Annotated in this window: 10 protein-coding genes; 4 read left to right on the forward strand and 6 right to left on the reverse strand. The window is 40.0% G+C overall.

Annotation, left to right across the window (positions count from 1 at the left end):
• Window positions 1-12: 12 nt before the first annotated feature.
• From B3P16_RS16065 to B3P16_RS16085, 5 genes are all read right to left on the reverse strand, one after another.
• On the reverse strand, window positions 13-2,388 hold the full coding sequence (locus B3P16_RS16065; RefSeq protein WP_070566264.1) for an ABC transporter permease: 2,376 nt from the start codon (window positions 2,386-2,388) through the stop codon (window positions 13-15).
• A 48-nt stretch (window positions 2,389-2,436) separates the two neighbouring features.
• Entirely contained in the window at window positions 2,437-4,842 is a 2,406-nt protein-coding gene (locus B3P16_RS16070; RefSeq protein WP_083295955.1) for an ABC transporter permease, read from the reverse strand.
• Between the two features lie 44 nt (window positions 4,843-4,886).
• Window positions 4,887-5,564 carry an ABC transporter ATP-binding protein gene (locus B3P16_RS16075; RefSeq protein ID WP_046672289.1) on the reverse strand — a complete coding sequence of 226 codons (678 nt, stop codon included), beginning with the start codon at window positions 5,562-5,564 and terminating at the stop codon, window positions 4,887-4,889.
• Between the two features lie 95 nt (window positions 5,565-5,659).
• On the reverse strand, window positions 5,660-8,026 hold the full coding sequence (locus B3P16_RS16080; protein ID WP_286843532.1) for an ABC transporter permease: 2,367 nt from the start codon (window positions 8,024-8,026) through the stop codon (window positions 5,660-5,662).
• A gap of 63 nt (window positions 8,027-8,089) precedes the next feature.
• Window positions 8,090-9,343 (reverse strand): efflux RND transporter periplasmic adaptor subunit, encoded by a 1,254-nt coding sequence (locus B3P16_RS16085; protein ID WP_112373733.1) that lies wholly within the window; start codon window positions 9,341-9,343, stop codon window positions 8,090-8,092.
• A 591-nt stretch (window positions 9,344-9,934) separates the two neighbouring features.
• Between B3P16_RS16085 and B3P16_RS16090 the strand changes: the two genes are divergently transcribed.
• The 4 genes from B3P16_RS16090 (at window position 9,935) to B3P16_RS16105 (ending at window position 14,663) form a co-directional block, all read left to right on the forward strand.
• On the forward strand, window positions 9,935-11,317 hold the full coding sequence (locus B3P16_RS16090) for a TolC family protein (RefSeq protein ID WP_112373732.1): 1,383 nt from the start codon (window positions 9,935-9,937) through the stop codon (window positions 11,315-11,317).
• Window positions 11,318-11,349: 32 nt separating this feature from the next.
• Window positions 11,350-12,711 (forward strand): sigma-54-dependent transcriptional regulator, encoded by a 1,362-nt coding sequence (locus tag B3P16_RS16095; protein WP_286770541.1) that lies wholly within the window; start codon window positions 11,350-11,352, stop codon window positions 12,709-12,711.
• A 3-nt stretch (window positions 12,712-12,714) separates the two neighbouring features.
• The gene (locus B3P16_RS16100) at window positions 12,715-14,034 is read left to right on the forward strand and encodes a sensor histidine kinase (protein ID WP_286752374.1); all 1,320 of its coding nucleotides are present in this window, start codon (window positions 12,715-12,717) and stop codon (window positions 14,032-14,034) included.
• Between the two features lie 110 nt (window positions 14,035-14,144).
• Window positions 14,145-14,663, forward strand: a complete 519-nt coding sequence (locus B3P16_RS16105; protein ID WP_286752375.1) for a hypothetical protein — start codon at window positions 14,145-14,147, stop codon at window positions 14,661-14,663.
• Window positions 14,664-14,841: 178 nt separating this feature from the next.
• Here B3P16_RS16105 and B3P16_RS16110 read toward each other — a convergent pair whose 3' ends face one another.
• Window positions 14,842-16,005, reverse strand: a complete 1,164-nt coding sequence (locus tag B3P16_RS16110) for a BamA/TamA family outer membrane protein (protein ID WP_286767379.1) — start codon at window positions 16,003-16,005, stop codon at window positions 14,842-14,844.
• Window positions 16,006-16,331: the final 326 nt, after the last annotated feature.

The following is a 16,331-nucleotide window of genomic DNA, read 5'->3' on the forward strand; positions in this document are numbered from 1 at the left end:
TTATATTCGTTTTTATTCGTCCCTTAAACTATCTACGGGATTGGATAAAGCTGCCCGAACAGCCTGGTAGCTGACGGTAACAATGGCGATCAGCAAGGCCAAAATACCACCGAAGACAAATGTTTGCAGCTCTAGATCTGTTTTATATGCAAAATTGCTTAACCATTGTTTCATCAGGTAAACCGCTATGGGACAGGCTATCAGAATGGAAATGGAAACGAGTAGCACGAAATTTTTTCCCAATAGCCGGACGACACCAAAGGTGCTAGCTCCAAGAACTTTACGGATGCCGATTTCTTTTATACGCATTTGCGCTTCGTGAGTTGCCAATGCAAACAGACCTAAAGCAGATATAAAAATGGCAATACCTGCAAAAACATTGAACAACAAACCTGTACGCTGTTCGGATTTGTATAGACTATCAAATTGTTGATCAATGAAAGTATATTTGAAAGGAGCGTCTGATGGATAGCGGTTATAAACCTTCTCTAAGGCTTTGATAGCCTCAGCGGCTTTTGTGGTACTTGTTTTTACATAAAGCGTGCCCGATCCCCAGCGCGTCCAGAAGACCATTGGACCTATTTTATCTTTGATGGATTTGAAGTGAAAATCTTTCACCACACCGATAATTTGTCCAGGGAAATCGTGGAAACTCATATTGGATCCCACATATGGCGGCTTTAACCCCATTTGTTTTGCTAAGGTCTCGTTGATAATATATCCGGAAGAATCCGCTGGCAGGCCTGTGAAATTTTTCCCCTCAACGAACTGTATATTCATTAACGGAATAAAATCCTTGTCAATTTTGGCTTGCGCTACGATTAGCTTGTTGTCTTTGGATTTGCCAGGCCAATCTATATCGCCCGTGGCATTTCCGAAATCCGTCATGTTGTAAACACTTGAAAGAGAGACTCCTTGTATTGCGTCGTTATTTTTGAGTTCGGTCTGTATGGCGTCCATATGTTTGTAGGCCTCCTCAGGAAGACCAAGTGTAATGACATGATCTCGGTCGTATCCGAGGTTGATCTTTTGGATAAAATCCAGTTGATTGCGGATAACCAAGGTGCATACAATCAGTGTTACAGAAAGTGTAAATTGAAAAACCACCAATATTTTACGCATGGTCGTTGAGGAAACTCCTTTAACTGATTTTCCTTTTAACGAATGAATGGGATTGAATGAGGAAAGTTGTATCGCAGGATATATACTGGATAAGCCTAGTGTGCCGATAATCGCAACACCTATATATAACCATATTGTACTGTTTTGGAAGGAGTAGCTGATTGATTTTTGTGCAATTTGATTGTATCCAGTATGAAGTACAAGGATAAGAATGAAAGCTATTACGAGCGAGCAAAAGAATACAACAACCGTTTCGGTGATAAACTGTAAGAATAGATGGAGACGATTAGCACCGATTATCTTTCGGATGCCAACATCTTTGGCCCGGTCCAATGCCCGTGCAGTACTCAAATTGACATAATTTACTGCACCAATAACCAATAATAAGATTGCAATGATCCCAAAAATTTGCACCATGCGAAGTGTCGATTTATTGCCGTCCGGGGCGATTAAGTGCATGGTTTTTAAAGGATCTAAAACAAAGATGGTTGAATTTTCACCATCGCGGGCTTTGGTATAATTCTCCGAGATAAATTTTCCAATGAGGGTAGGAGAAGCCGTTGGTTTTACTTTGACGTAGGTAGCGAAGCTGTAATTGCCTAAGTCTTCATCGATTGTTTTCCATTTTCCATTACCGCCCCAATTTGTAAACCGTTGTGCATGATAACCTAATGGAATGATCACATTGAATTGCATCGAGGAATTTTGTGGAACATCTTTTAAGATACCGGCTACGGTGAACAGATCTGCACCATAACGGAAGGTCTTTCCAATGGCCTGCTGGCTGCTAAAGAGTTTTTCTGCTGTTGATGCTGTGACCAGTGCCTGTTTATAATTTTCCTGAAAACCTACAAGCGAGCCCTCTTGTAAGGGAAAATGAAACATATTAAAAAAACTGCCATCAACATAATAGATACTCATATCCGTTACAGGGCGTTTCAGCTTATCGTTGACCAAGGTAACATTATAATCCTGTGAAACGCGCGTTGCAAATTCTACGTCGGGTGCATTTTTGGCATAGTTGCCTATAGGGCCGGGAGTTATGCCCCAAATTGCGCCGTTATGTTCTGGATCCAAATGGGAATTTACGGTATATATTGCCTCATAGTTTGGGTGAAATTTATCAAAGCTCTGTTCATCCTGTACCCAAAAAATAATTAATATCGCTGCAGTAAGACTGACCGACAGACCTAATATATTGATAGCGGTATAGAATTTTCTTTTCCTTAATTCTCTAATTGCGGTTATTAAATAATTCTTTATCATAGGGACAGGTGTTAGTTGTATTGTTCATTAATGAGCTTCTTTATCATCTTATTCATCTCTTAAACTATGTACTGGATTTGCACGTGCCGCTTTTATGGATTGGTAGCTCATCGTAAAAAATGCAATAAGTAAGGTTGCGGCAGCCGGAATAATAAACATCCACCAGGATAGCTCTATTTTATACGCAAAATCATCCAACCATTTGTGCATCGCCCACCAAGCAATTGGGGTAGCAATCAAAATAGAAATGAGTATAAGTTTGATATAATCTTTTGATAATAATCCAATAATCCCCAATACCGTGCTTCCCAATACTTTTCGAATACCAATTTCTTTGGTACGTTGTACCGTGGTGATGGTAACCAGACCGATCAATCCCAGGCAGCTGATGAGAATTGTCGTCGATGTAAATAGATTGATAATCTTCGAGAATTTTAGATCACTGCTATAGAGTTCTTTGATTTGCTGATCATAGAAATCATATTTGAATGGGGCTTTTGGATAATATTTTTTCCATTCTTTCTCAATCTGTTTTAAAGTTTCCGTCCAGGTAGTTGAATTACTATTGAGTTTGACGCTTAGTCTGTTTAATTCCCATTTTTTAATAGAGCTCAGCATGACAACAGGTTGAATGGCTGCATGGAGATTTTTTGTGTGAAAATTGTCGGTTACACCCACAATCTGCCGCTGTTTGTCTGTGTACGTGACAAAGCTACCTACAGCATTTTCAGCAGATTTAAAGCCTAACTTTTGAACGGTGGCTAAGTTTAACACGATGCCAGTGCTCGTATCGGCCAACTGCAGCGGGCGGCCAGCAAGCATTTTAAAATTATAGAGCTTAAAGTTATCTTGGTCGACAAATTTCATTTGTACATCAGCTTGTACCTGTCCCGTATCACTTTTCGCAAACAAGGCATTTCCCCAATGATCGTTACTCATGGGCAGATGCCCCAAGGAAGCCTGCTCTACACCTGTGATGTGCTTAATCGCTTGCTTAAAAACAAAAGGATCAACATTACTGTCCTGGTAGCTTTTACTCGGGAAACGTAGGGTAATAATCGCATCCTTATCGAAGCCGGAGTTATTCTGTAGCGCATGTTTCAACTGTAGACCAATGATGCAAGTTGAAATAACAAATAGCTGAGCAATCAAAAATTGAAATATAATGAGCATTTTCCGAAAAGAAAGATTGCCAAATTTGAGACTTTGCGCATTTGAGATTTTAATGACTTCAACAATCTTGACTTTGTTTGTTAGTAAAATCGGGTAACCCGAGGAAATTAAGGTAATCGTGATTGTAAGTGTTGCTAAAAATAGCGATACTCCCCACGGATCGGGATACAACTTGAGCTGATCGGGGATATAGGAGGCTAAAACTGTTTGAATGAGAATAAGTAAAGGCCATGATAAAAGTACCGAAAAAGCCGTAATGCAAAATGTTTCCAACAAAAAGGACTTTGTAATTCTTTTCTGGCTTTCTCCTAATGTCTTTCTGATACCAATCTCTTTAGCGCGTTGTGGGATTTGGGCGGTAGCGAGATTGATGTAATTGACACAGGCGAGTAGAAGCAAAAATATACCTATGCCGATTAGGCCATACATTATTTTCTTATTAACATTATTTTGCGCGTAAGAAGTAAAATGTAAGTCTTTTAAAGGTACTGTGTTTACATGCATTTTAAACCCAAACTTGTCAAATTCGGCATGCGTCATCTCATAGGCCTTTTTATCGGCTGTCTTTATGAGGTTAGGAAGGGAAGCCGATGATTTTACCTTAATAAAGAGCTGCCAATTTGAATTTGAATTGTTCCAGTTTGTGCTATTCCATTCCTTTTCTGGAATCTGGATAAATTCTTTACCCAAAAAGCTGCTTGGATGGGCTAGATCTTTTACAATGCCGGTGACATTGTATAATGTACTATCATAGGACAAAGTCTGTCCTATGATTTGGTCTATTGACCTGTTTGGGAAATACAATTTAGCCCGCGATTCTGTCAGGATGACTTCATGGCTATTTTTTAGTATATTCCTTTGGTCGCCAGCTAACCAAACATAAGGTGTCATTTTGAAATAGTCTCCCGTGGTACCGATGATATCGGGTTGATCTTCAAACTCTATTTTCTGCGTGTCGCCAATATTACTGACACGTTCGAAGTATTGTTTAAAGATGGGTACAGTCAGTTCAACACTAACAAAGTTTTCCTTAATATATGCCGGTAATGGTGCGGGAACACCATCGAAATGATCTAATTTATCCTTTTCTTCATAGGAGGTATGGACCTTGTAAATCTGCTCACTTTTCGGATGATGCTGATCAAAACTAAATTCATAATTGACGATACGGAAAATAAGCCAACAGGCACTTATTCCGATGGCAAGCCCAAATACATTTAAAAATGTGAAAAGACGGTTACGCCATAGTTGTCTGAAAATTAATTTAATCGTGCTCATCATTTACAGGTTATTAGGATAAATATCTTGGTTATATATGTGTGTCTTTATACCGAAGTTGTTTCCATAATCACTTGCCCGTCTAGCATGCGGATTACACGGTCAGAAAACTTTGCATCGTGTTCACTATGTGTTACCATGACGATGGTTGTGCCGGCTTCGTTCAATTCAGTCAGGAGTTGCATGACTTCGTTACCATTATTGGAATCGAGGTTACCTGTAGGCTCATCGGCAAGAATCAATTTTGGATTATTCACGACAGCGCGAGCAACGGCCACACGTTGTTGCTGACCTCCGGAGAGCTGTTGTGGAAAGTGATTTCGGCGGTGCATGATCTGGACTTTTTCCAAAACTTCTTCTACACGCTTTTTGCGTTCTGCAGCTGGAACATTGGTATAAACCAGTGGAAGTTCCACGTTTTCAAATACTGTTAGTTCATCGATTAGATTGAAGCTCTGGAATACAAAACCAATGTTATGTTTGCGGAGATCTGAGCGACCACGTTCTTTGAATTTGGCAACTTCAATCTCGTTGAACAGATAGCTTCCTTCATCCAAATCATCCAGCAATCCGATAATATTGAGTAAAGTCGATTTTCCACAGCCCGAAGGACCCATTACAGCAACAAACTCGCCCTCTTTGACATGAATGTTTAGGTTGTTTAATGCGACGGTTTCAACTTCTTCAGTGCGGTAATACTTTTGAAGGTTTGTGATCTTGATCATATTTTTTGTGCTCATGGTTTTTATGTTTTGGATCCTTGGCGATATTGCCTTGGACAGTTATTATTTCTGTTATTAAATTCTGTTTATTTAATTGTTTATTGATCTCTTAAAGTCTTCGTCGGATTGGCTATCGCTGCTTTAAATGCCTGTGAACTGATCGTCAGTAGGGCAATTACAATTGCTGCTACAGCACTGATGACAAAGATGGTCCAGGAAATCTCTACATGATGTGCATAGTTGGTTAACCATTTGCTCATAATCATCCATGCAATAGGAAAGGCAATGATACAGGAGATCGCTATAAGCGTAACAAATTCACGGTTGAGCATTTGGATAAGTCCCGAAACAGAGGCCCCCAGGACTTTACGAATACTGATTTCTTTTGCGCGTTGCTCTGTTGCAAAGGCGGCTAAACCAAACAGGCCTAGGCAGGATATAATGATAGACATCAGTGCAAATACACTGGATAGTTGCTGTACAAAAAGCTCAGCTTTAAACTTATTATTGAAACTATCATCTAAAAATTTATAGTCAAAGGGGAAGCCCGGGTTATTTTTGACGATGACCTTCTCGATTTGTTGAATGGCATCTGGTAAATCTACTCCAGCCTTTGTCTTGATGGTCATGATGCCATTATCTCTATTCATCGGTAGAAATAGCATCGGCTCAGGATCGGCATACACATTGTTATAAACGAAGTTCTTGACGACACCGGCGATGGTGAACTTTTCCTCACCGTAACTGATGATACTACCGGCCACAAGGCCATCTTTTTTGATCAGTTTTGCAAATGCTTCGTTGATGATAACCGAGGTGCTATCACCTACAAAATTTTGATGGAAGTTTCTACCGTCAGAAAGCTTTAGATCCAAAGCTGGAATAAGACCTTCATCAGAACGTAACATGCCAATCAAAATACTAGCATTTGGATCTTTTCCATCCCAGCTAAAACCGGACGTATTGGAGTTGATATTGAGTATACTCATATCACTGACACCGACCTCTTGCACAACTCCTGTTGCCAATAATTGATTTTTAATCAGTGGGAGATGTTTGGCCATATCGCCTTGTAGCGCTGTTGTCAACACCTGACTCTTATCAAATCCGAGATCCCTGTTCTTGTTGTGCTGAATCTGTTGGTAGATAATAATGGTACAGATAATCAAAACGACGGATGCCGTATATTGTAAAATCACCAATCCTTTGCGTACAAGACTTCCGCTTCCAGCTTTTTGCTTCGCACCTTTAATTGTCGTTAGTGGTTTGAATGCGGATAGGAAAAATGCGGGATAGCTACCTGCAAATAGGCCACAGGCAAGGGTAATTACCAACAGAAAAAGGAGGTGTAAAGGTGCCGATAAATTAACCTTCAGCTCTTGGCCTATCATTGCATTGAAAGGACCGATTAAGATGTAAATCAGCAACAAGGCTACCAAGGAAGAGATGGTTGCCAATACGAGCGATTCCCCTAGGAATTGCGTCACTAAAGATTTGCGGCTTGCGCCAACAACTTTACGCATACCCACTTCTTTTGCTCTTTTTTCTGACCTTGCTGTTGCGAGATTCATAAAATTGATGCAGGCAATTAATAGAACAACCCAAGCAATAAAGGTAAATAGACGTATATTTTTAATACCGCCTTCTATTTCATTTCCGCTATTGTCAAATTGGTTGTACGTAATCCAACGTTCCATTGGATAGAGGTAATTTTGTGAGAACGTGACCTCACCATTGGTTTTGCGTTTGACAAAATCCATCATCTGTTTGTTGATCTGGTCAACATTGGCATTATCTTCGACCTGAACCAATGTTTGTACGCCATTGTTTCCCCAGTTTTCCAACCAATCCTGACCAGCTTCAAACTTTTTGAAAGGAATCAGCCATTGAAAATCATAGCTGCTATTTTTGGGTAGGTCCTTGATTACCCCTGCAACAATAAATGGCTCAGTATTGTTTGTTTTGACGGTTTTTCCCAATGCCGGGCGGTTACCAAATAATTTATGGGCAGCTGTTTCTGATAACACGATATTGTTGACCTGATCGAAGGCGGTATTTCGATCACCCTCCAAGAAATCCAAGGAAAGCACATCTGCAATGGAGCCATCGGCATATACCCCTGTCTGAAATATATTATTGTCTCCTACAGAAAATAACATGGGCGAATTCCAGCTCATGCGAACGGCATGCTTAATACCGGGTATTTCTTTTGCTACGCTTTGGGCAAATGGTCCAGGTGTCGATTCGAATACATAAGTAGCGCCATCGTAAGTCTGTTTTGATTTGACAACATAGATATTCTTTTTGTTGGCGAAATTATCGTTGTAGCCCAACTGGCTTTCAACCCATAAAAAAATCAACGATGCCGCAGCGATACCGACCGCCAATCCAAAAATATTAAGAAAGCTGTACCCCTTGGTTTTCCAAAGGTTGCGAAGTGCGGTTTTAATAAAGTTTTTAATCATAATTAAGTCGTATGATAAAAGCGGTTATCGAGAGATATGATGTGCTCGATAACCGCTAGGATGTTACTTTTTAATATTTAGCTCTTGCACCTTATCGTAGGTCTCATAGCTCGATACGATAACCTTATCGCCCGGTTGTAGACCTTTGATAACCTCATAATATTCCGGATTTTGTCTTCCTAATTGGATATCGACACGATATGCTGTACTTCCATTTTTATCCAATTTGAAGATCCAGTTACCACCGGTCTGTTGATAAAAACCGCCTTTTGCCAGCAATAACGCTTTGGTTTCATCGCTTAATGCCAAACGTATTTGTAAAGTCTGTCCACGGCGGATCCCTTTGGGAACATCATTGATAAACTCCATGTCAACCTGGAATCGGCCATTGGTGACTTGTGTATAGACTTTCTTGATACGGAGTTTGTAGGTTTTTTCACCGATAGAAAACTCCCCTTGTAGATCTGGGAAAATACGGTTGATATAATGTTCATCGATGTCAGCACGCACTTTGAATCCTGTTAAGACGTCGATTTGTCCCAATCGTTCCCCGGCGTTTTTATTTTGCCCGATCTCTGCATCGAAGGCGGTCAATTGCCCGTCAACAGGTGCCCTAACAATCAAGTCGCCAATTTTCCTTTTCATCAGTTCCAATGCACTCTGCGTGCGTTGGTAAGTTTGTTTGTCCTGATTGGTTTTTTGTGCATTGGAGATTTCGTCCTGTTTCAGGATCTGTTTGGTCAAGTTGACCCGTTCTTTTTGATAGTTGTATTCGTTCTTTGATTTTTCGAACTCTTGTGTACCAATGGCTTTTTCGTTAAGTAATTTTCTGTTTAGATTATAGATCCGCTCCGCTTCCCGATAGGCCTGTTCTACATCAGCCATTTGGTTGCGGTTGTTAATTGATGCTTGTTGTGCATTGGTCTGCGCAATTTGTGACTGTGTCAATAGATTGAGCACTTGCGTTTCTTGTTGTACCAGGGTAAGCTCCTGATCGGTATTGGAAAGACGCATGATTGCATCCCCTTTTTTTAAGATAGCTCCGTCTTCTACAAATTTTTCTTCGACGCGTCCGCCAACAGAAGCATCGAGGTATATACTACTAATAGGAAGCACGGTGCCATTTATCGGGATAAATTCTTGAAAGTTTCCATTTTTTATTTCGACAATAGAGATGCGGTCAGCTTCAACATTCAGTTTGCTTTTGCCGGAGGTAAAATAGAAACTGGCACTGATTAAGCCAACTAAGCCAGCAACCCCCACAATAGTCATGATACGTTTGCTATTCCACTTCTTCTTTTCTAAAGGTCTGTCCATAATTTAATATCAATTTTGTATGTAACTATGAAAGCTGTGCCAATAATTTAATTTACTGATTTATAGTTGTTTATTTTGTTTTGTTTGGCGCTCGGTGTTCGATAGCGGACACTTCTTGTACGAAGACGTACAACTGGAAGTTTTTCGCTGTTTATTGTGGCAACTGAAGTGCTTTGAGCAAATATAACCACAGGTTGTGGTAAGGTACGTTAGTTCTATTGGAGTACACATTGATTTATGTATAGTTTATTAAGTTGCAACGGAGAAGAATCTTCAATTTAAATATATCAATTCTCTTAATTTACACGGAACTAATACGGACTTTATAGGGACTTTATTCGGACCTCATTCGGATGAAAGCGAATAAAAACCGAATAAACTCCGATGTATATCCATTGAATAAACGAATAAATACTGAACTTGATTTCCATCATGTTCCTACTTATACTCTTGTGGATTTTTATTGTCCAACTACGCACACCGACTGTTCATTAATGAACATTTTTGAAAATATGTTTTTTGTATCTGTTTGATAGTTAGTGTTTTTGTTGTTTGGCATGGCGATGGTCAGCAAGAAAATAAAAACTGGATATGAAGAGAGTTTATATATATAGTACATTATGCTTTTTATTGAGTTATGCTAAGGCAGGGGCGCAACAGACGGAGCAGCAACTAACGGAAAGAGTGTCGGGGACAGCAACAATTGCAGCGGTCGACGATAAACAAATTGCCAAGCGAAGCTTAGCTGAGTGTATCCAGTTGGCCATAAAGGCCAATCCAACCTTATTGCAGAATGAACTCGATGTGAAGCGTGCCGAGGTGAATTTGGCACAGGCTAAAGCGAATAGACTTCCCGATGTCGATGCGAGCCTACAACATAGCCTGACCTCAGGTAGATCGCAGGATAACTCGACCCTTCAATATATTTCATCCAACAACTCAACAGGGAATTTTTCTTTGGGAGCCAGCCTGCCGTTATTTAGAGGGTTTCGTCTATTTAACGAAATTCGGATGCGTGCTGATGCAAAGACAGCTGGTAAATTGACTTTTGATACGCAGATTAATAACCTAAAACTAGATGTTATTACCGCTTATATTCAAAGTTTGACTGCCCAGGATATATTGCGGCAATCCGAAATGCAGACTGAAGTAACCCGAGAGCAGGTCAGACGTGCGGAGAGCATGCATAAGGAAGGCGCAATTAACCCTGGGGATTATTTTGATTTGAAAGGACAACTGGCAAATGATGTCAACACGATTGAAAATAATCGTCAGTTACTATACAGTAGCCGGGTGAAACTGGCGGCCTTATTGAATATGGCGGAAAATCAATTAGGGGAATTGGACAATATCGGAATAAATGAGACAGGACAGCGTTTGGATGAGAAGCAGTTATATGATATGGCTGTCGACCAATTGCCTGATATTAAAGCTTTGGATTATCGGATAAAAGTGGCGGAGCGGGATATTAAGATTGCGAAATCATACTATTACCCGTCTTTGAGTCTGAGCGCTGGCTTAGGATCAAATTATTCAAAATTGGGGATTCAAGGAACGTATTGGTCCCAAATGCGTAATAACGTGGGAAAATCTATTTCTCTAAATCTCTCAATTCCCATTTTTAATCATTTGCAAGTATATAACAACGTCCGCCTGGCAAAATTAGATCTACAAGCTGCTAAATTTCAGAAAGAGATCCAACAAAATGTTTTACGGTCGGCGACGTCCAATGCGGTTTTTAATTTGCAGAACGCAAGTAACATGATTACACAATTACGTAGTCAAAATGAAAACTACGCGGAGTCTTTTCGCATAGCCAAAGTCGTTTTCGAATTGGGAAACAGTAATTCAGTGATTTTTTTGACCGCAAAAACGAAATTCGACAACAGTCAGATTCAATTGGTCGTCAAGCAGTATGAATGGCTGCTGCAAAAATATATCAATGATTATTACGCAGGCTCATTGAATTTATAATTATCTTAGTATCTTCAATGAAGTCAGTAAGTATGAAAAAAGCATCTATTTTAGTCGTTGATGATGACCAGGATTTATTAACTGCGGCAAGAATCTTGCTTAAACCTAAAGTTAGTCATATTCAAGTTGAACCCAATCCGGAGAACTTAATCGCACATCTGGAGAAGACACCTTATGATCTGGTACTTTTAGATATGAATTTTAAAAGTACAATTAATACTGGTAATGAGGGATTATATTGGTTGTCCCGGGTTAAAGAAAAGTTTCCACAGGTACATGTCATTATGATTACCGCTTATGGAGCTGTAGATCTCGCTGTAAAATCGCTGAAACAGGGGGCGTCAGATTTTGTCGTGAAACCCTGGGAAAATGAGCATTTATTGGCGACGATCGAAAGCACGCTTGCTGAATCAAAAAACAAAGAAAAGAAAAGTAAAAGTTCCCTGCTCAGTAGTGCGAACAGTCCTGATTTGATTGGTAACTCTGTTGTTATGGACGAACTGCAATATAAATTGGAGAAAATAGCGCCGACAGATGCCAATATTTTAATATTAGGTGAAAATGGGACAGGGAAAGACCTCATTGCTCAAGCCATTCAGCGAAGATCCTTGCGTTCAGATCGGACTTATGTCAAGGTCGATGTCGGGGCGCTGACAGAAACATTGTTTGAAAGTGAGCTTTTCGGTTATAAAAAGGGGGCATTTACGGATGCACGTGAAGACCGTCAAGGGCGATTTGAAGCGGCAAATGGAGGGACATTGTTCCTCGACGAAATTGGAAATATCTCTTTGCAGCAACAAGCTAAATTGTTGACCGTACTCCAGAATAGACAGGTGACACCGTTGGGTTCCTATCAACCGATCCCGGTGGATATTCGCTTAATCTCAGCAACCAATGTGCCGTTGAAACAGCTTGCAGATGAAAGCCGTTTTCGAAAAGACTTAATTTATCGGATCAATACCGTGGAAATTCAGGTACCACCATTGCGTGAACGGGGAGAGGATATCAAGCTATTGGCTGATCATTTTCTCGATATCTATTCGAAAAAATACAATAAACGGATTGAAGGCTTTGAACCGGATGCGGTTAAAAAAATGTGCGCATATCATTTTCCGGGCAACGTCCGGGAACTTCAATACAGCATCGAGCGTGCTGTTATTATGGCAGATCAGCTTAGTATCGCCGGAAATGACCTTTTCTTCTCACCGATCGAACAGCAAGTAGATAACCACGTTGTTGAAACTAGCGCTAGCAGTCAAAATTTGGAAGAATTGGAACGTAAAGCAATCAAATCTGCGATTGAGCGTTACAACGGAAATATCAGTAAGGCAGCAAAGGAATTGGGACTGACAAGAGCTGCGCTTTATAGACGTTTGGAGAAATATGATATTTAGTCGATGAGGCACGGAAAAATCTTAAATGCGATCAAGATTATATTACTGTTGATAGCTGCTCTTGTGAGTGCTTATTTTCTACTAAAACGTGAATACGTACAGGCGGCTTTGATCTTCTGTGTGATGCTTTACCTGGGTTTTAACCTATATGCACAATATAATTTTTTGGCCAAGCAGTTGATTGAATTTTCCGAAGCGGTCAAATACCGTGATTTTACCAGACGTTTTTTGGTGAAAAACACAAAATCAGTAGAAGGAAAGCTTTTCCTTGCCTTTAATCAGATCAACGAAACATATAAGGAGATCAGTATTAAGCAGGAAATTCAGCATCAATACCTGGACCGTGTGATCAATATGCTGAATTCGGCGATTATCTTTTATGAGATGGATAGCGGTAAGGTCATGTGGGTGAATGATGCTTTCAAGCAGCTATTTCATTTGCCACATCTTGGAAACATCACGGGACTGAAGAAAAAAAACAATGATCTTTATGAAAAAACCATGTTACTTGAAAACGGACAGCAGCAGATGGAGTCCGTTCAGTCAAGTAAAGGGAAGATTAAATTATTGATTCAAAGCTCAAGCTTTGAGACACAGGATGCTTTGTTTCGCATTGTTGTATACCAAAATATCAATGAAGCAATTGATGAAACTGAGACAAAGGCATGGCACAAATTATTGCGCGTACTGACGCATGAAATTATGAATTCCATTGCTCCGATCAGCTCACTGGCTGAAACCTTAAACGGTCGTTTGGACCATTTCAAAGGAACTGAAGATATTGATGATCTAAAAACAGGCATTTCCACCATCAAACGTCGTAGCGAAGGACTTTTGCATTTTGCGAAGAGTTATCGCATGATCAATAAAGTCGATCAGCCTCAGCTAGCACCGATTCAAATTTCACAGCTGTTTGAACATATCTATCAACTGCTTGAACCAACCTTGATCCAGAAAAATATTGATGTCGATATTATCCTAAAAAATACAAGGCTTATTTTATCTGCCGACGTCAATTTGATCGAACAGGTTATTATTAACTTAATGTTGAATGCGATAGATGCGGTTAAAAATAGGGAAGAAGCCTATATTAGTTTATCTGCTCTTGAAGTGGACGGCAAGGTGCAGATTAGGATTGAAGATAACGGGGCAGGAATTCCTGCCGATCTTCAGGAGCAGATCTTTACACCATTTTTTACAACAAAGAAGACGGGTACAGGAGTCGGCTTGACCCTAAGTAAACAGATCATGCTTTTGCACAAGGGTACTATTTTCCTCAATAGTACGGAAGGAAAAGGGAGTGTTTTTGTTCTCCAGTTTTAAAGATATTATGTAGCCTAGCTAATTTAACCGTATGTATTCAGTGGAATTAAACCTGATGTTCCATGTGAAAAATCATAAAATTTAGCGATGTTTGCAGCGAAATGAACTACATGCTTAAGTATTGGCGGCATTATTTTGTATCCCATAGTCGCCATGGGACCCATTCTCCTTTTGTTTATAAATTGGTAGACGAAGTGATCTATCAAAAGACATCCAAGGAGAGCGTTTCGGAATTACCGCAAACTATTCAAAACGGAAGCAAGGTAGAGCAGAAAAAGTATGCATTAATCGATCGGTTATTAAACACATTCGCTTACGACAATTTTAGTTATTGGGCCGATCGTCCGATCGAAAGTTATCAGAGTCTTCTGCAGGACCAATGCGGAAGCTATGCGTACCGACATATTTATTATATCGACCTGGACGATCTTGACCTGAATTTTTTGGGAAATGTTGGCGATCGAGATCTATTGATTATAAACGAACCCCATGTGTCAGCGAAAAGGGAAGCCTACTGGAACAAGCTGAAACAGGATAATCGTGTTGTGGTTACCATAGATCTATACCGAATTGGGTTGGTTTACTTTAGAAAAGAACAACGAAAAGAGCATTTTCTGATACGATTTTAGGCTACTGTTTCGACCATTTTTTGGCTGTCGATAGGCAGTCATGGGCCACGTTCCCTAAGGCATTAAATATTTTATCTGAAGTTTAAGGATACAGGAGAGGAGAGCGAAGAGGAACAGGTAGCTGTCATTCGGCAAGAATAAACAAGAGCATCCATATATTTATGGATGCTTTTGTTTATTAAAAAGCTTCACTTAGGGACAGATAGAAACCCGATTGTCGTTTTTCTCCAGGTCTTTGTTCGCCAAAGGAATAATCAAAGCGTATGCTGCTATTGTGTTCGAGACTAAAGAAATATCTTAAGCCACCGCCATAACTTGCGACATATCGGCTGCTATTTTCCTTGGAAAAGGTTGATCCTAGCCCTGAAAAACCAACAATACCAAAGCGTGGATGAAAGCGATAACGCAGTTCAGCTTGGGAGGCAAGGTAATTCTTGTCCCGGTAACGTCCGAGGTAATATCCGCGCATCATCATGTCTCCACCGAGCTCACGGTAGTTGTAAAATGGGACGGTTTTTCCAAATGTGGAACGAAAGATTCCTTGCAGGGCCAGTGTGACTTGGTTGTGCAGGGGAATAAAGCCACGCAGATCCACGTCGAGGTTTGCCCCCGTAAAATCAGTACTTGTCCATAACTTTGGAGCATAGGCCAGTCGCAATTTAGCATAATACCCCCTTGTTGTATAAGAAACGTTATCCCTATTGTCAAACAATTGCGAAATACCTACAAGTAGCTGTTGCCCGCCATGCTTTCCAATAAGATCGGAATGATTGAAAATACGATCGGCACTATCGCTACGAATGGTGAAGTTGTCGTATTGAATGTTGATGCCCGAATAGAGGTTGTTGCTGATTTTTTTCTCAGCTTCGAGTTTGACGCGAAATAATTTTTGATCAATGCGTTCTTCATCTGCCTTCCAGGTGTCCATACCGACGCCATAATAGTTAAAGGGCCAATTACGGTAACGCATTTCACTAATCAGATGGTAGTCGTTGTTTTTAGTCCAAAGATCTGTCTGCAGTTTGAAATTGGACTGACTATTGGATGTAAAGGTTCCCATGACCATGACCGTGGAGGTGCGGATTTTGGGATCAGATTTGTCCAGATAAAAATTATAAGCGCTCGCCAGGCCGTATTCAACGCCCGTTTCCTGCGCATAACCAACGGCCGGTAAAACCATAAAACTACCGGAACGTGTAGAATCTCTTTCAGCGGAAAGAAATTTTTTACTCAATTTTTGAATAATATTTTGAGCTTTCAATTCGGCCGATCCCATTAAAAGTACCGTAAATAGTACGGAGTATCGGGTAAGTTTTGAAAGTGATTGCGGTAAAATTTGCATGCCCAAAGATAGTATATTAGCCAAATAACCAAAACAGGTAAATATGCAATCAAAAATTATTGTGCTGCATATCAGTATAATTGCCAAAAACTGTCTTTTTTTTTTGACAAATATTTTTGTAAAGTGAGTTTTGTGTCTATCTTTGCATCAGCAAACAAGGGAACAACGGTTCAAAACAACGAAAGTTTGCTTAGTTCTTTAAATGAAAAAAAATAAAAAATAAACTTGCAGAAATCAAAAGTAAATTCGATATTTGCACTCGCTGAAAAGGTAGAAATACTTGGTCAGACGTTGATAGAATGTAAGTTTAAATAAAGATATTAGAA

Origin of the sequence: Sphingobacterium sp. UBA7631, assembly GCF_002483935.1 — a bacterium.
Classification (GTDB): domain Bacteria; phylum Bacteroidota; class Bacteroidia; order Sphingobacteriales; family Sphingobacteriaceae; genus Sphingobacterium; species Sphingobacterium multivorum.